General features: G+C 59.0%; 16 protein-coding genes and 2 pseudogenes. 4 read left to right on the forward strand and 14 right to left on the reverse strand.

The window, feature by feature from the left end; translation table 11 throughout:
- Positions 1 to 70: 70 nt before the first annotated feature.
- The 4 genes and pseudogenes from EH199_RS01740 to EH199_RS01755 form a co-directional block, all read right to left on the reverse strand.
- The gene (locus EH199_RS01740) at positions 71 to 364 is read right to left on the reverse strand and encodes a hypothetical protein (protein WP_124807537.1); all 294 of its coding nucleotides are present in this window, start codon (positions 362 to 364) and stop codon (positions 71 to 73) included.
- Positions 365 to 392: 28 nt separating this feature from the next.
- Positions 393 to 803, reverse strand: a complete 411-nt coding sequence (locus EH199_RS01745) for a disulfide isomerase DsbC N-terminal domain-containing protein (RefSeq protein ID WP_370449644.1) — start codon at positions 801 to 803, stop codon at positions 393 to 395.
- A 10-nt stretch (positions 804 to 813) separates the two neighbouring features.
- Positions 814 to 2,217: pseudogene (locus tag EH199_RS01750) on the reverse strand (TraB/VirB10 family protein).
- Positions 2,214 to 2,528, reverse strand: coding sequence for a hypothetical protein (locus tag EH199_RS01755; RefSeq protein WP_124807538.1), 315 nt, complete (start codon positions 2,526 to 2,528; stop codon positions 2,214 to 2,216). Before EH199_RS01755 ends, EH199_RS01750 begins: the two are co-directional and overlap by 4 nt.
- A gap of 547 nt (positions 2,529 to 3,075) precedes the next feature.
- On the opposite strand from EH199_RS01755, the gene EH199_RS01765 reads away from it, so the two are divergent.
- Positions 3,076 to 3,279, forward strand: a complete 204-nt coding sequence (locus EH199_RS01765; RefSeq protein ID WP_190287048.1) for a helix-turn-helix domain-containing protein — start codon at positions 3,076 to 3,078, stop codon at positions 3,277 to 3,279.
- A 267-nt stretch (positions 3,280 to 3,546) separates the two neighbouring features.
- On the opposite strand, the gene EH199_RS01770 is transcribed toward EH199_RS01765, so the two are convergent.
- Entirely contained in the window at positions 3,547 to 4,758 is a 1,212-nt protein-coding gene (locus EH199_RS01770; RefSeq protein ID WP_223806414.1) for an NAD(P)/FAD-dependent oxidoreductase, read from the reverse strand.
- 10 nt (positions 4,759 to 4,768) lie between these two features.
- Positions 4,769 to 5,305, reverse strand: coding sequence for an Rrf2 family transcriptional regulator (locus EH199_RS01775; protein WP_124807540.1), 537 nt, complete (start codon positions 5,303 to 5,305; stop codon positions 4,769 to 4,771).
- A 152-nt stretch (positions 5,306 to 5,457) separates the two neighbouring features.
- Between EH199_RS01775 and EH199_RS01780 the strand changes: the two genes are divergently transcribed.
- Both EH199_RS01780 and EH199_RS24305 read left to right on the forward strand, forming a co-directional pair.
- Positions 5,458 to 5,658: a hypothetical protein gene (locus EH199_RS01780; RefSeq protein ID WP_190287049.1), complete on the forward strand. Its 201-nt coding sequence runs from the start codon at positions 5,458 to 5,460 to the stop codon at positions 5,656 to 5,658.
- A 44-nt stretch (positions 5,659 to 5,702) separates the two neighbouring features.
- On the forward strand, positions 5,703 to 6,050 hold the full coding sequence (locus EH199_RS24305) for a ribonuclease HI (RefSeq protein ID WP_190287088.1): 348 nt from the start codon (positions 5,703 to 5,705) through the stop codon (positions 6,048 to 6,050).
- Between the two features lie 190 nt (positions 6,051 to 6,240).
- On the opposite strand, the pseudogene EH199_RS24590 reads toward EH199_RS24305, so the two are convergent.
- Positions 6,241 to 6,414: pseudogene (locus EH199_RS24590) on the reverse strand (lytic transglycosylase domain-containing protein); the annotation flags it as partial.
- Positions 6,415 to 6,933: 519 nt separating this feature from the next.
- On the opposite strand from EH199_RS24590, the gene EH199_RS24310 reads away from it, so the two are divergent.
- Entirely contained in the window at positions 6,934 to 7,095 is a 162-nt protein-coding gene (locus tag EH199_RS24310) for a hypothetical protein (RefSeq protein WP_190287050.1), read from the forward strand.
- 33 nt (positions 7,096 to 7,128) lie between these two features.
- Here EH199_RS24310 and EH199_RS01790 read toward each other — a convergent pair whose 3' ends face one another.
- The 7 genes from EH199_RS01790 to EH199_RS01820 all read right to left on the reverse strand — a co-directional run bounded on the left by EH199_RS01790 (position 7,129) and on the right by EH199_RS01820 (position 15,212).
- Positions 7,129 to 8,451 carry a DUF3422 domain-containing protein gene (locus EH199_RS01790; RefSeq protein ID WP_124807541.1) on the reverse strand — a complete coding sequence of 441 codons (1,323 nt, stop codon included), beginning with the start codon at positions 8,449 to 8,451 and terminating at the stop codon, positions 7,129 to 7,131.
- Positions 8,426 to 9,298 (reverse strand): bifunctional 5,10-methylenetetrahydrofolate dehydrogenase/5,10-methenyltetrahydrofolate cyclohydrolase, encoded by an 873-nt coding sequence (locus tag EH199_RS01795; RefSeq protein WP_124807542.1) that lies wholly within the window; start codon positions 9,296 to 9,298, stop codon positions 8,426 to 8,428. Before EH199_RS01795 ends, EH199_RS01790 begins: the two co-directional genes overlap by 26 nt.
- A 19-nt stretch (positions 9,299 to 9,317) precedes the next feature.
- A complete protein-coding gene (locus EH199_RS01800; protein WP_124807543.1) occupies positions 9,318 to 10,247 on the reverse strand; it encodes an electron transfer flavoprotein subunit alpha/FixB family protein in 930 nt (309 codons plus the stop codon).
- On the reverse strand, positions 10,247 to 10,999 hold the full coding sequence (locus tag EH199_RS01805) for an electron transfer flavoprotein subunit beta/FixA family protein (protein WP_124807544.1): 753 nt from the start codon (positions 10,997 to 10,999) through the stop codon (positions 10,247 to 10,249). Before EH199_RS01805 ends, EH199_RS01800 begins: the two co-directional genes overlap by 1 nt.
- 28 nt (positions 11,000 to 11,027) lie before the next feature.
- Positions 11,028 to 11,762, reverse strand: coding sequence for a cupin domain-containing protein (locus EH199_RS01810; protein ID WP_124807545.1), 735 nt, complete (start codon positions 11,760 to 11,762; stop codon positions 11,028 to 11,030).
- Between the two features lie 117 nt (positions 11,763 to 11,879).
- Complete coding sequence (gene purU, locus EH199_RS01815) at positions 11,880 to 12,731, reverse strand: formyltetrahydrofolate deformylase (RefSeq protein WP_124807546.1); 852 nt, start codon at positions 12,729 to 12,731, stop codon at positions 11,880 to 11,882.
- Positions 12,732 to 12,761: 30 nt separating this feature from the next.
- Positions 12,762 to 15,212, reverse strand: coding sequence for an FAD-dependent oxidoreductase (locus EH199_RS01820; RefSeq protein ID WP_124807547.1), 2,451 nt, complete (start codon positions 15,210 to 15,212; stop codon positions 12,762 to 12,764).
- Between the last annotated feature and the right edge of the window lie 60 nt (positions 15,213 to 15,272).

Genomic DNA, 15,272 nt, shown 5'->3' on the forward strand with positions numbered 1-15,272 from the left:
GCCTCAGTTGTTTGCTTTCTCCGATTCCCCCTCTTCCCTCACACGCTCGTCCGCGCTTGGCAGATCAGTGTCAAGATCTGGCCTTGCCCGAGGATGCCAATCGAACCGCGCCCTGTGCTAACTTTTGCAAAATTTCCGCGCCATCTTTGTTCTCGTGCCACTCACCCTCCACGAAAACCGAGAGTTGCTTTGCGAGGCCCGTGATATCCCGAGTCGTCCATAGCAACACCGCCCGCTCTGCCTCTGTTTCTGCATCGACGTACAGAGTCATTTCAACCTCGTCGGGTGGTTCTACAATTTCGAGGGCCGCAACATCTGCGTGGGCAATTTGCAATCGTTCGATAATTCCATCCCAATCATCCATGAACTTTACTCTTACTTCGCAATGTGCATCAGGTGATCCTCGGGATCATCACCAGAATGTAATAGAAAACGATGCAATCCGCGACCAAAACCAGAACTGCACCTCTTTGCCTATCGTAGACGCGCCCGATCAAGAGGTAGCGCGCGGTCCGGTCGACGTAGAACAGCTGCGATCCGGCGGTGACTTCGCAAACCCTGTCGACGAGCTGGCAATTGACCCGGGAGACCTGGGTGCGCGGCAGACGCTGCTTGAGGAGCGCCGTGACGGCCTGGTCGGCTTCGCTCGGCGAGTGGGCGGCATTTGCCGCAGTACCCTCGGCGCCGGCAGCGCTGGCATTTGCCCATACCAGCGAGCCGCCGCTGCCTAGCACGATCGCGGCCAGCGGCATCAGCACCTGGCCAAAGCGGGGCCTGCCAAAGTTCAGGGATTTCAGCTTCATTCCACCCTCCTCATCCGTTGATGAACACGCCTTCGAGAAACACGATTTCGACATCGATCCCGGTCGGCATCTCGATCACGAGCTGGTACTGCTCGGCCCGCTCGATCAGGTATTTGCTGACCATGTCGCCCAAGGTGGCGACGCCTTCGCCGAGACCGCCTTCGAGGATGTCGCCGGTGCCAAGCTTCTGGCGCTGGCCATTGACGTTGACGTTGGTCCCGGTGAGTGTCGTATCGGTGTTGGTGGAAAAGCCGCGCCCGAAGCCGCCGGCGAGCCCGGCAAGGAAAGCCTAGCCGATGAGCGAGCCTTCACGGCTCACCACCCTGCCCCTGACCCCGGTCTTGCCGCCGAATGTGATGAAGCCCTTCACATCCGAGACCGCGTAGCGGCCATTTGGCTGCGGGCAGGTCATCCGCTGCAGCTTGACGTAAACCTTCTCGCTCGAGAGATCGCCGCGCGCCGCACCGTTGACGAGGCAGCCGGCGATATTGGTCGTGAGCAGCCGCCCGTTATCATAGACCGAGCGCGCAGGGCCGGTGATGCGCAGCACGACCGGCAAGGGATCGGTCTGGCTCTGGACGCCGGCAGCGGCATCGACCCCGAAGATGACCTTGGCGACCGCGATCGAATTGGGCGGCAGGTAATTGGCGCTGTCGGTGAAGACGGTGTTACCCTTGGGCACCGGGCTGCCGGTGCCAGTAGTGCCTTCGCCAAACGAGACGAGACTGACCTCGCTGCCGCGGCCGCCTGGCAAACCGGCTGCCGCCATCGCTGCCTGTCCGGCCGGAGTTCCGGGCGCCTGGTAGCTGGGGGGACTGGTTCGCCCATAGAGCGCGTTGGGTCCGGCGGAGGTCGCGCCGGGGCCAACAACGGGCTGGCCCATAATCGGCGACTGGCGCGCGGCGGCAAGCGCGACCTTCAACTGCTCGTTCTCGTTCTGGTAGGCTGAGAGCACCCGTTCGGTGTCGGGCGAAATGCCCCCTCCCCCGGTGCTTCCTTGCGCCTGACTTTGCGCGAGCTGCGCTTCCAATTGGTCGGCGCGCTGTGCGCGGTCGGCGAGCGCGCGCATGTTGTTGTCCATCGACATCATCTGGGCCTCGGACTGGGCACGCCATTCCTTCTCGGCCATGTTCTTGTTGACCATCTCGTCGACCGAGACGTCGGCGACCTGACGTTTGACGTTGCCGTCGCTGCTCTTGTTCTCGCCGGCGAAGATCCACGACGAGCCGATGATCAGCGCGGCGAGCCCGCCAGCGCCGAGCAGCAGTATCTGCTTCTTCTTGACCGCTTCGTTGGCGACAATCGCATCGCCAAGCGGGGAGGCATCGCTGCCCCCAGCCTCACTCGCGGGGCCTCCGAGGTGTCCGACCGGATCGCATGAGCACTTGTCCGGGCGGAGCGAGGTAAAGGTCAGATCGTCGCGGTGACCGCAGCGGTGACGATCGGCACGCCCGTCCCGGCACCGACGCCGACCCCGACGGGAATGGCGATCTGGCCGAGGCTGAAGCGCCCCGAGGCGAGGCCGACGATGCCGCCCGCCAGGCTCAGCACGGTGATGATCTTGCCGCCCGAGCCTTCGAGGAAGCCGGTGAACGAAGTGAGCGCGCTGTTGAAGGTCGTGTCGGCGCCCGCCATTGCGACTTCGCTGCCGAACAGGCCAGCGACCGCGACCACTGCCGCCCCCTGCATGAGGCTTGCGCCCTTCCCTTTCATCGTGAGTTTCATGTTGCCTTGTCCTTTTCCAAACGCCGTGATCGTCACGGCATTCAGAATGAACAGATCAGCGCTGGCGGGAGCAATTCAGGGACGGTTTAGGCGAGCAAACGAATCGGATCGTTTCCGAAATGCGGACTCGGTCAGGCCTGTTATTTCCTCACGAGGGAAACAGGTATGCCAATTCGGGAACTGTGTTTGCCGTTTGGGGTGAAGGTGGTTTCCGCTCCGGGAAACACGGTTATCCACGAGGCCGCACGGCGCGCTTATGACCTACTGCTTTCCCATCAGGAGCGCGTGATTCAGAATGACCAGACCCTTCAGGCCTGATTTGGTAACCTTCTCCTGACATGAGGCCCGAGACAATCGTCGCCTGGACTCGGCTTTATGCCGCTGTCGGACTGCTTGTGGCGATCTGCTCGGGCTGCGCATTGCTCAAGACCATCCATGACATTCGGACTGGGGCCATGGTTCCGCCCGCGGGTCTCGGCCTGCGTCGGCTGCTGTGGTTTCCAAAGGTGTGGCTGCACTTCCAGCTTAGCTATCTGTGATGCTCCGAATGCATCATGCAGCTCAGGGAAGCGAGCGACTCGACTTCCTTCAGGAAGAATTTGCCGGGATGCTTGGGATATCAACAGTAACGCTTGCCAAGGCGCTACGGCAACTGTCGCGATATGGATTCATCGTAACGGGTTACCGCCGCATTCGCATCGGCGATCCGGTAAAACTGGCCACGTCGCTTCAGGAACATGAAATTGCTTGAATCATCAAACCGCAACTACCTGCCAAACCGCCAACATTGTGGTCGCTGGGCTGGTTAACTTGGCCCATGAAAGCTATCGCCCGTTCACCGAGTCCTAACCGGTGCTGAACACCAGATCTCGCCAAGAATCGACACTCAGTTTTGTCTGATCGACCACGAACAACCGCCGCAACTGGGCTGCTTCCGGACCAATACCTGCGCTTTTATTGCCCGGACACATGCTTGAGCAATCTTTCGCGTCGCTTTCCCAAAGATGTTTCCTGCAATCTACGGCACGACAACGTAATCGGGATTGGCTACGGCGAAGGCGCCGTCGCGGTCGGCCTTGGGCGGATAGATCCACACGCGGTTGATGTCCCGCTTGAGTGCCTTGGCATCGCCCCGGATCAAGCGGACCTGACGATCCCAGCCCTCGGTATAGAGCGCGCCCCATTCGCCCAGATCTACGCAGGTCACGTACTTCGGCTGGCTGTAGGGATGGAGCGGCAGGCCCACCAGTTCGGCAGCCGCATTGTGCCCACCCACGCGCCCTAGGCTGAGGGCATGCTGGCATGACATCGCAGCGACGTTGCCGAGATCGTCTGTGGCTACATGTGCGGTGTCGCCCGTGACGAAAATGCCGTTGGCGGAAGGCGCTCGCAGCCATGCGTCGACGATGACCCGGCCAAGCGCGTCGTGCTCGCCCGGGATCTGCGCCGCGAGCGGGCTCGCGCGCAAGCCTGCCGCCCATACGAGCGTATCGGTCTCGATCTTCTCGCCTGATGACAAGGTCACCGCATGTTCGGCTACCGCCTCGACTCGCGCGTTGTTGCGCACCTCGACACCGGCAAAGGCCAACGCTTCAGCGAAATACGGCGCCGGGTCAGCCCCGAGCGAGCCGCCCGGGCGGTCAGCCGTGTCGATCAGGATGACCCGGAAGTCGGCGCCCCGGCCCAATGCCGCCCGCAAGCGGATCGGCATGTCCATTGCGGTTTCAAGACCTGTCGATCCACCACCAGCGACGACGACCGTGTTGCGCGCTGCGCTCGCCGTGCGAGTGTCTAGCGAGCGTAGGTGCGCATCGAGTGCGGTGGCACCATTGAGTTGGTCGGTGTCAAAGGCATGGTCTGCGAGGCCGGGAATCGCCGGGCGATGAAGCTGGCTTCCCGTCGCACACACCAGACGGTCATAGCCGATCATCTGGCGCGTACCGTCAAGAGTGGCGAGAGTGATCGTCCGCCCGGCGTCGTCGATCGCTTCGACCACGCCGGGAACATGGCGGGCGCCGACCGCAGCGAGCAATTCGCTGACATCGGGGTTCATGCCACCGAGTTCCGCTTCGTAAAGCCGGGGCCGGATCACGAGAGCAGGAGCGGGCGAGACGACCACCACGTCGACGTCACCCTGACGGCCGGCAAGCGCCACGGCACGCGACGCCGACAATGCCGCCCAAAGTCCGGCGAAACCGCAGCCTCCGATCACAATCCTCTGGGCCATCATCCTGTTCCCTTCATACTTTGGGCGTCCGCTTGCGGCCTTTGCCACCCCGGCCGCTGATGCGTTCGCCAAGCCAACCGGCGACTTCCCCGAGAAAGCTCTCCGGCGCCTTGCGAACGAACCGTTGGCTCACGCTGCCGAGCGATTGCGATGCGAGTGTTTCGCGCATCGCCTGTTCGGCCTGGAGCATGACGGCATGGATCGCGCAGGTTCCTGCGGATGCCCAAGCGGGCGGTTGGCCATCGAACAACGCGCATCGGCTGCGAATTTCCTGGCAATCGAAGAGGGGCTTCTTTCCCTCGATCGCGTCAACGATGTCGAGAAAGCTGATCTCGTCGGCCGGCCACGCCAGCAGATAGCCACCGCGCACGCCTTCGCTCGCGCGGACGATCCCCGCCTTTTCCAGCTTAGGGAAAATCTTGGCGACGAAGCTTGTCGAAACGCCCTGGAGCTCGGCGAGATCGCGGCTGCTGGCCGGTTGGCCATCGTTGCGGACAAGCCAGAGCAGGCAATGGATGCCGTATTCGACGCTGGATGTCAGGTGAGCCATAACATGGACATATTTAGTCCGTGTTTCACCGTCAACCAAGAATCAAAGCAGGAATAGGCAGCGTTCGGCGTTTGCCCGCGAGGCGCGCTAGCTTGGGGGAAAGCCGGCGACCGACTTGACGCGCGCTCGGGTTCCTCCCTACCGGCGCTACGATGAGCATTATCGCCACCATCATGAATTCCGCCACCGGCCAGCCGATCCAGAAGATGACCTTCGAGCGCATGCCCAAGCCGTGGGTCACCTTGCATCTGGCCAACGGCGAGATGGTCTCGGCAGATCGCGTCGCGGTGGGCAAGCCAGCGCCTGGCAAGTTCGTGTCACCAGTCGAAATCTGGGTCACGCCCAAGTGGTAGGCTACCTTTTCCTGCACCTTCCGATCAGGCTATACGTCGGCCGCATGGCGCGCCGGCTAAAGCTCTTTTCCGATGGTGGTTGTCGCCCCTATCCAGGGCGGCTAGAAGCGGCGGTCGTGATCCGCGGCAGGCCGCAATTCTTCGATGAACTGGGGACGGGGTCGAATGCCGATGCCGAATGGCGGGCGCCGCTTTGCGCAGTCGCGATCGCGCGGGATTTCGGGCTGGAAGACGTGGAGTTTGTCGGAGACTCGCTGGAGATGGTCCGGCAAGCCAATCGCGCCATGGCCACCGGTTATGCCGACTCGGGCCATGCCGCCGCATGGCTCTTGCACTGCTACCCAACGTCGGACCACTCAGTGGGGGCCGGTCATTCATTCCGTCATAGGTGACCAATGACACCTCACGGTAGCCAGATGCCCTGACGGCTGTGCTGGCGGCCGCCGCTCGCGCTAGTGCGACGGAATCTGGACGCTTGAGCTGGGAAAGGCGGAGCCAGTTGGTCGTGATGGTTCGCACGTAATTGCGGGTTTCGCGGATCGCAGGAATGTATCCCATCGCCAAGGACCGGCGCTCTGGTCCGGCATTGTAGGCGGCCAAGGCCAGATCGACGCACCCGAAGCGATCTAGTTGCTGCCGGAGATACCGCGCGCCCGCGCGCATGTTGGCAAACGCGTCCCATGGGCTCCATATCTCCAGATGCCTGGCAGTTCCGGGCATGACCTGCATCATGCCCATAGCCCCGGCCCCGCTAATTGCCCAAGCCTTTTATCCAGACTCTTTGGCAACTACTGCATCCAGCAAGCTGACGGGTAGCTTATTTTCGCAAGCGATTTCCGACATTGCTTCAAAGTACGTTGCTCGGCGCTTCTCTACCTCGGTCGGCAACCACCAAGTCTGGAGGTAACCACTCCCTAGACACGACGGCGCGTTCTGGCCGAAAGCGATTGATTCATCAGTGTTGTCAAACGCGTTGGTAGATTGTCCAAATCTCTGCAGATGGGCGCGTAGCGCGACCTCAAAGGAGGTCTTCTCGTCTCTTGCCGCAACAGCGGAAGAGGGGAAGCGAGACAAATCCACATCTATTGCCTTCGCGGATGAGACGCAAATCATCGAAGCGGCTGCTACAAACTTATTTTGGTTGAAATCACGTCACGCCTTTCCGAGTGGCGTGCGGTCACATGGGGTTTGCGCTGGACTAAAAAACCAAAAGCACCACCTGTTGTCAACTCTTGAAAACCGGGTGACGGTATCCGGTTCCGTGAAAACCTGTTCATGCGCGGCATCCTACCGATCATCCCGCCCCGTTCGAACCGCAAAAACCCAGCCCACCCGGACTATCGGCGCTACAAAGATCGCGATCGCATTGTGATCATGTTCGGCAAGTTCCAACAGCAACGCCGCATCGCCACCCGCTGCGAAAAGACTGTTCTGTAATTCGAAAGCTTCCTCAACCTTGCTGCCGCAAGGCTATGGCTGAAGTCCTTTGTCAACGCGGCCTAGACGCGTTAAGCGCCGACGAGTTTTTACCACGACAACCGCCAACAACAAGAGGGATACCGGCACGGAAGAGGATTCTAAAATACCAACGATTCTGTGTCCCCAAAAAAACTCAAGTCCGCTCATAAAATGCCCGAGCAGTCCCACTGTATAATACGAAATTGCTATAATGGAAAATCCCTCAACGAAATGTTGCGTCCGCAATTGGGCCATCGATATTGACCGCATCGATTTTAGCAATAAGGCGTTCTGGTTTTCAATCCGCGTTTCTATCCTCGTTCGCAGAAGCGCGGCAAATCGATCCGCACTGAAAGTTAGCTCAGAAAGGCGATGAACGAAAGAATCGCATGTGCGGACTGCTGGTCGAAGACGCCGCTCTGTGAAATCGAGCAACGACGAGTGGCCGGGAACCGCTACGTTCCCGATCTCGTGTAAGCGGTCCCATGCGATCCGTGAATAGGCTTGGGTTGCGCCCATTCGGAAACGGGTCGCTGCGCCAGTATGAATCAGCTCCAGCGATACGGCCGTAACCTTGCGCAGCAGGACGTCGTCAATCGATTCCGGCAACGCAACCTCGACAGCCAACGCCGAGAGTTCTAGTTCTGCACGGTCCAAGTTACCCCAGTGCTGCTGAGCAACGGGCAATCCCAGCAAAGCCAAATTACGGTAGTTGCCCAATTCCTGCAGCCGCTGAACCAAGCGCGTGAGATCGCTGGTTTCTGCACCGTTGGCAGATATTAGCAAACGCCCCCAACCGTCTTCACCGATGCGAAAATCCGACCATAATCTCACCTTCCCTTCCGCTCCGACATGGCAACTGACCAAGTCACTGGCCTTGAACTTAAGACGAGGCAGGTGCTGCTCGGCTTCTTCAACTGTGGCACAGATTAGGATTCTGGTGGCTCGGATCACCCTACCTGGAAGGTTCTCAGCCCAGAGAACCGCAGAATCGATTGATCCCGTTTCACAAATCTTTTCGAACGGAAGAATTAACGTAGTGGCACTGGCTTCGCTGTAACATTCATGCACAAACTGTACGCCGCCGCACAACATTCCCGCAGTTTGTCGAGGATTGTCGCGCGGCTCCAGTGCCGCGGCAGGAAGCGCTTCAAGAGCATCGGACTGAGAAGTCCTTTCATCATCATCCACCATGCGGAGAATCTGGATCAGTTCACACGGCACCGGCAGTTCTGGCCACCGGCGTAAATGCATTTCATTTACGATCTGCCTGCGTTGCGGATGCTCAACCCAGCCCAAGGTAGCCTCTTCAAAACACTGAGGCGGCGGCAGCATCGATTGCTGCTTTAGCCGTGTTTGCCAGCAAACATGCAATTGTCATCGGCCCCACCCCGCCCGGTACGGGAGTGAAAGCACGCGCATGGGTCAATTCGTCCGACGCGCAGTCTCCCTGGATTTCCGAAGTGCCATCAGGCAACAATACACGGGTAATTCCAACGTCAACAACCACAGCGCCCGGCTTCACCCAATAGCCACGAACCAGACGCGGTGCGCCAGCAGCAGCAACGATGATGTCTGCCTTTCGCGTGATGTCATGCAGCTCGCACGTTTCGATATGCGTCACCGTCACGGTCGCCTCGCGCTCCAGCAAAAGCATGGAAATCGGCTTCCCGACGATATTCGATTTACCGATAACCACCGCATTCAACCCGCGGTAATCGTCGATCACGGTATCGAGGATCATCATCACCCCCAGCGGCGTGCAGGGCACCAATCCCCCAGTGCCGGTGGACAGGCGGCCCACATTGACCGGGTGAAACCCGTCCACGTCCTTCAGCGGATCGATGCGATCGAGAACGACGGAATCCTTGATGTGCCGTGGCAGTGGCAGTTGAACGAGGATGCCATGGACATCATCGCGGGCGTTCAGCGTATCGATGAGAGCAACAATCTCGTCTTGTGTGGAGTCCGCCGAAAGCCGGTGTTCGAAAGAAACGATGCCAGCTTTCGCGCACTGCGCGATCTTGCGCCTGACATAAATGTCGCTTGCCGGGTCATTGCCCACCAGAACCACGGCGAGTCCGGCTTGGATACCAGTCCGCTCACGCAACGAAGCGACATCCTGGGCCGTGTCCTGCACAACTTTGGCCGCCAGTTTGCGACCGTCAATAATTTCTGCCACGGGCGCCTCACTTTACGAGTTACAGTTTGCCGATGAGTTCCGGCACCTCGTCGAACAAGTCGCCGACCAGGCCGATGTCGGCGACCTGGAAAATCGGGGCGTCTTCGTCCCTGTTGATGGCGATGATGGTCTTCGAATCCTTCATCCCCGCGAGGTGCTGGATCGCGCCCGAGATACCGACCGCAATGTACACTTCCGGGGCAACGATTTTGCCGGTCTGGCCGACCTGGAAATCGTTGGGGACATAGCCCGCGTCAACCGCAGCGCGGCTGGCGCCGACGCCCGCGTTCAGCTTGTCGGCAAGCGGGAAGATCGTGGCCTTGAACGTATCGGCGTCCTTCAGCGCGCGGCCACCCGAAACGATGATCTTGGCGCTGGTCAGTTCCGGACGTTCGCTCTTGGCGATTTCCGACCCGACGAAGGTCGACAGGCCCGAATCCGCACCGGCGGCGACGGCTTCGATCGTGCCCGAACCGCCGGTGGCGTCGGCCTTGGCAAAGGCGGTGCCGCGCACGGTGATCACCAGCTTGGCATCGCTCGATTCAACCGTGGCAATGGCGTTGCCGGCATAGATCGGACGGGTGAAGGTCTTGGGGCCTTCGATCGAGAGGATGTCCGAGATCTGCATCACGTCGAGCAGCGCAGCAACGCGCGGGGCAACGTTCTTGCCGGTGGTGGTGGCAGGCGCGACGAACGCGTCGTGGCTGGCCATCAGCCCGGCCACCAGCGGCGCGACGTTTTCCGCCAGCGCGTTGGCATAGGCGGCATCGTCGGCGACGTGGACCGTGCCCACCCCGGCGATCTGCGCGGCGGCAGCAGCGGCAGCGCCGCAGTTGTGGCCAGCGACCAGCAGGTGCATTTCACCCAGCTTGCTGGCGGCGGTCACGACCGACAGGGTAGCATCCTTGACGGTGGCGTTGTCGTGTTCGACCCAAACGAGCGTCTTCATCAGGCGACTCCCATTTCCTTGAGCTTGGCGACGAGGGCATCCACGTCGGCCACCTTGATCCCGGCGCTGCGCACCGGCGGTTCGCTGACCTTGAGGGTCTTGAGGCGCGGCGCGATATCGACGCCGTAATCAGCCGGTGCCTTTGTGGCGAGCGGCTTGCTCTTGGCCTTCATGATGTTCGGCAGCGAGGCATAGCGCGGTTCGTTGAGGCGCAGGTCGGTGGTGATCACCGCCGGCAGCGCCAACTTGACCGTTTCCAGACCGCCGTCGATTTCGCGCTTCACCACCACGGCGTCGCCTTCAACGGCGAGTTCGTTGGCGAAGGTGCCCTGCGGACGGCCGAGCAGCGCGGCGACCATCTGGCCGACCTGGTTGCTGTCATCGTCGATCGCCTGCTTGCCGGTGATGATCAGGCACGGGGCCTCTTCATCGGCCACGCCTTTGACGATCTTGGCGACCGCGAGCGGTTCCACTTCCACGCCATCGTCGACCTGGACCAGCACGGCGCGATCGGCACCCATGGCGAGCGCGGTGCGCAGCGTTTCCTGGGCCTTGGCCGGGCCTACCGAAACCGCGACGATTTCGGTGACCACGCCCTTTTCCTTGAGGCGGATCGCTTCTTCGACGGCGATTTCGTCGAAGGGGTTCATGCTCATCTTGACATTGGCGAGATCGACCCCGGAGCCATCAGACTTGACCCGCGGCTTTACATTGTAGTCGATCACGCGCTTCACGCAGACCAGGGTTTTCATGATATAATACAATCCTATACATCAATGCTCAGTACGAGGGCGGAGTCATCGCCCATACCACCACGGCCGGAGCATCCCCCGGATTACGGTAAGAATGCGGCTTGTCACTCGGGAACGAGAAGCCATCGCCCTCTGCCAGGACGAACGATTCGCCATCGATTTCAATTTCGAACGTCCCAGACACCACCAAACCGCATTCTTCCCCTTCGTGACTATACGCTTCATCAACTGCAGCACCGGGTTCAAAAGTACTGCAGAGGACCTGCAGGTTGCTCACTGCAGATGTGTTGACCTGCGTTTCTTTAAATCCAGACGAAAAATTTAAGAATTTTCTGTCCTTCAATCTAGTAATGTATCGGTTCTCATTTACACTATCTTGAAGGTCTGAAAAGAAATAACTGATGTTAACCACCAATACACTGGCAATCATCTGCAAGACATTCAAAGTAGGCGACGTGATATCTCGCTCTATCTGGCTGATATGTCCGATCGACAAGCCGGTTTTAAGAGAGATGTCTTCAATGGTCATTCCGAGCGATTTGCGCTTGGCCCTGATCTTGCCGCCCACATTTATTGGCGAGACGCCCTCAGTTCCGGTTGAATTGCGCTTATGCGCAAACAGCGTCCGCTTATTCATGCCTTCCGGTTTGCTCTTCTCAATCGTCTGTTTTTTGGCCATCTGTCCCAGAACCCTGCCTGGCGAGAGATCATGCACCGACGTCACCACGTCGAAAGATGATCCCATCGCACTGCCCTGTTGCACTCCGAAGTGCCGTAGACCGGGGTTCAAGCCGCAGCAAGACGGTATGAATTTCTCGTTTGCATCCGCGCTATCAAACAAATCCAGACGATCAGCAAAAGTGGTGTGCGTCTGGTATGATCACGGAAATACAATTGTCCTCCCGCCATTGCGCAAAACGCGGTGCTCGCAATGCCAGCGAACCGCACGGGTCAGCACGCTCGATTCAATATCCCGACCCGTCTCAATAAGCTGGTTGGGAAGCAAGGCGTGGGTCACGCGCTCGACCGCCTGCTCGATAATCGGCCCCTCATCGAGGTCGGAAGTGACGTAGTGAGCGGTTGCACCGATCAATTTCACCCCCCGTTCGTAAGCGCGCTCATAGGGTTTGGCGCCTTTGAATCCGGGCAGAAACGAATGATGGATATTGATTGCGCGGCCCGACAGCTCCTCGCACATCTCTGTCGACAGGACTTGCATATAGCGCGCTAGCACAAGCAACTTTGCCCCACTTTCCTCCATCAGCTCGATAATTTGGGTTTCTTGCTCGCGCTTCGTTTCAGGTGTTACCGGCAGATAGTGATATGGCAGACCATACCACGCCACCTGCCCCGCCATATCCTGGTGGTTGGAAACCACCCCGACGATGTCGCAATTTAATGCGCCCCGCTTCCACGCAGCGAGCACATGAGTAAGGCAGTGACCCCACTTTGACACGGCTAGCATGATTTTCATCGGGCGATCCGCGTCCGTAATCGCGCAGTTCAAATCGGAAGCTGGCACAATGGCGCGCAATTCACCTGTCAGCGCAACTGGGTCTGAAACGGCCGGACCACAGAAAACCGTGCGCAGAAAAAAGCGATCAGAAAACGGATCGCGAAACTGCGCCGATTCCTCAATATTATATCCGCGCTCAAAGAAAAAGCTGGAAACATGACTTACAATGCCCGGTACGTCAGTGCCGTCGAGGGTGAGAATATAACGATGATCCAATTATCCAACTCCCGCCAATGTTGCGGTTGATCAGACCCGTACGCGGCGCGATGCCGCGTCATACAGGGGCTTGAGCGAAGCTGTCGCTGGCACGAGCTGACCGGCGACGTTGATCCTAATATCTGCGCGATCCAACCAATCCTGGGTCACGCCTTGGTCATTGTAAACATAGCCCATCGCGACGGCGCCGCCGAGCGTGTGCCCATACATCGCAGAGGTGGTAAATCCGTTCGGCGCGCCATCGATCACGATTGGTTCGGCGTGATAAAGCAGGGGCTCCGGATCCTTGAGCAGGAACTGCACAAGCCGTTTCGTAGGAACACCTTCAGCCTTCTGCTTCAGCAAGGCGTCCCGACCGATGAAGCCACCAGCCTTGTCATAATCGCACGCGAAACCAAGGCCTGCTTCGATCGGTGTGTCATCGGCACCAATATCGTGCGCCCATTCTCTATACGCCTTCTCGATGCGCAAGGAATTGAGCGTATGATATCCGCAGTGCCGTAAATCGACGCTGCGTCCTGCTTCGATCAGTTGGTCATAAACCGGAAGCAAGAATTCGGTAGGAATATAGAGTTCCCAGCCCAGTTCGCCAACGTACGTTATGCGCAACGCTTTGATACGCTGGTACCCGACGTCGAGGTCCTGCATGGTTCCGAATGGGAACGCTTCAAGCGACAAGTCGCTGTCGGTTAGTTGTGCCAAAAGCTCACGTGAGCGCGGCCCTTGCAGATTCAGCATACCGTAAGCGCCGGTTACATCGGCGATGCAGCAGCGCAATCCATGAGGAATGTGTTCCCGCAGCCACGCAAGGACGTGTCCGTGCGTGAAAGCAGCGGTCACGACAAGGAATTCCTCAAGACCGAGCCGAGTGATCGTCAAGTCCGCTTCGATCCCACCGCGTTCGTTGAGGAACTGGGTATATACTGCCTTGCCTACGGGGACGGCAACGTTATTGGCGCTAATGAGATTGAGCGCCTTTTCGGCGTCTCGGCCCTGCACAAGGAATTTCGAGAACGAACTCTGCTCAAACACGCCTACGTTTTCGCGGACGGAGCGATGTTCCTGCGCGTTGAATTCGAACCAGTTCTGCCGTTTATATGTATACTCGTACAGAGCAGGAACTCCGGCGGGTGCATACCAGTTAGGTCTCTCCCACCCGGCGGACTCGCCAAAGCACGCACCGGCGGCCGCTACGCGATCATGCAGCACCAGTTTCTTGACGTTGCGAGCACTTTCCCATTGCCGGAAAGGCCAATGATGCTGGTAGCCTATGCCGAGAGATTCAACCGTACGATCTCGCAGATATTTGGGGTTACCCTGAAAATCATGCACGCGTCGGATATCGGAATCGAACACATCCATCGGGGGGTGTCCATTAACGATCCAGTTCGCCACAACCATCCCCGCGCCGCCACCCGAGAGGATGCCAAGCGAGTTAAAGCCGGCCGCGACGTAATAGTTCTCCAGCCCCGGCGCGCGGCCCATCAGATAGTTGTGATCGGGCGTGAAGCTTTCTGGACCATTGAAAAGGATCCGCACGCCAACGTTCGCCATTGAAGGAATGCGTTTCATCGCCTTTTCGAGATAAGGCGTGACCCGTTCCCAATCAGGTGGCAGTTCATCGAAGCAGAATTGTTCCGGGATCCCTTTTTCACCCCAGGTTGCGGCCGCCGGTTCGAACAGGCCCAGCATGAGCTTGCCGGTCTCTTCGCGAAAATATGCAACGTTGCCTGGATCACGCAAGATCGGCAGGTTTGCGTGCATGCCCTCCAGACTTTCAGTGATAAGGTAATAGTGCTCGGCCGCCTGCAGGGGGACATTCACTCCGGCGAGCTTGCCAAACTCACGGGCCCACATGCCCGTGCAGTTGACGACGATTTCCGTCTCTATGTCGCCGGCATCGGTCGCGACCGCGACAACCTTGTTGGCACGCTTTATGACGTCGATGACCTTGACGCCTTCGATTACGGTGGCCCCGCCCATCCTCGCCCCCTTGGCAAGGGACATGGTCGTATCGGTCGGGTTTGTACGACCGTCAGTCGGGAAGTGAAAGCCCGCCAAAATATCCGACACGTCCGCGAGCGGCCAAAGCTCGCGAACCTGCTCCGGTGTTACCTCATGGCTTTGAACGCCAAAGATGCCTGCCATCGCGCAACCGCGACGCATTTCCTCAAGTCGTTCAGGGTCGCTCGCGATCTGGAGCGAACCAACTCTCATGATGCCGGTGGACAAGCCCGTTTCATCCTCAAGCCGGGCGTAGAGGTCCTGCGTATATTTTGCCAACTTCGTTGCGTTTTCGGTCGAACGCAGGGTAGTTAGCAGGCCTGCAGCATGCCATGTTGTACCGCAGGTCAGTTGCTTGCGTTCCAGAAGTACGACGTCATTCCAACCAAGTTTGGTTAGATGATACGCAATGCTACATCCGATTACGCCTCCGCCGACTATTGCGACTTTCGCCTTGCTAGGTATCCTGATGGCCATGTTATCTACTTCTGGAAGAAGGGCTATTCCAACAGCGGACGAGGCAGGATGCGCAAGGGC

The organism is Novosphingobium sp. LASN5T (assembly GCF_003856955.1).
Classification (GTDB): Bacteria; Pseudomonadota; Alphaproteobacteria; order Sphingomonadales; family Sphingomonadaceae; genus Novosphingobium.

Excerpts from the sequence above, each read along its gene's own strand:
- EH199_RS01740 (WP_124807537.1), bottom strand. The coding sequence starts at position 364 with ATGGATGATTGGGATGGAATTATCGAACGATTGCAAATTGCCCACGCA.
- EH199_RS01770 (WP_223806414.1), bottom strand. The coding sequence starts at position 4,758 with ATGATGGCCCAGAGGATTGTGATCGGAGGCTGCGGTTTCGCCGGACTT.
- EH199_RS01800 (WP_124807543.1), bottom strand. The coding sequence starts at position 10,247 with ATGAAGACGCTCGTTTGGGTCGAACACGACAACGCCACCGTCAAGGAT.
- EH199_RS01805 (WP_124807544.1), bottom strand. The coding sequence starts at position 10,999 with ATGAAAACCCTGGTCTGCGTGAAGCGCGTGATCGACTACAATGTAAAG.
- EH199_RS01755 (WP_124807538.1), bottom strand. The coding sequence starts at position 2,528 with ATGAAACTCACGATGAAAGGGAAGGGCGCAAGCCTCATGCAGGGGGCG.
- EH199_RS01790 (WP_124807541.1), bottom strand. The coding sequence starts at position 8,451 with ATGCTGCCGCCGCCTCAGTGTTTTGAAGAGGCTACCTTGGGCTGGGTT.
- EH199_RS24310 (WP_190287050.1), top strand. The coding sequence starts at position 6,934 with ATGCGCGGCATCCTACCGATCATCCCGCCCCGTTCGAACCGCAAAAAC.
- EH199_RS01780 (WP_190287049.1), top strand. The coding sequence starts at position 5,458 with ATGAGCATTATCGCCACCATCATGAATTCCGCCACCGGCCAGCCGATC.
- EH199_RS01775 (WP_124807540.1), bottom strand. The coding sequence starts at position 5,305 with ATGGCTCACCTGACATCCAGCGTCGAATACGGCATCCATTGCCTGCTC.
- EH199_RS01820 (WP_124807547.1), bottom strand. The coding sequence starts at position 15,212 with ATGGCCATCAGGATACCTAGCAAGGCGAAAGTCGCAATAGTCGGCGGA.
- EH199_RS01765 (WP_190287048.1), top strand. The coding sequence starts at position 3,076 with ATGCATCATGCAGCTCAGGGAAGCGAGCGACTCGACTTCCTTCAGGAA.
- EH199_RS01745 (WP_370449644.1), bottom strand. The coding sequence starts at position 803 with ATGAAGCTGAAATCCCTGAACTTTGGCAGGCCCCGCTTTGGCCAGGTG.
- EH199_RS24305 (WP_190287088.1), top strand. The coding sequence starts at position 5,703 with ATGGCGCGCCGGCTAAAGCTCTTTTCCGATGGTGGTTGTCGCCCCTAT.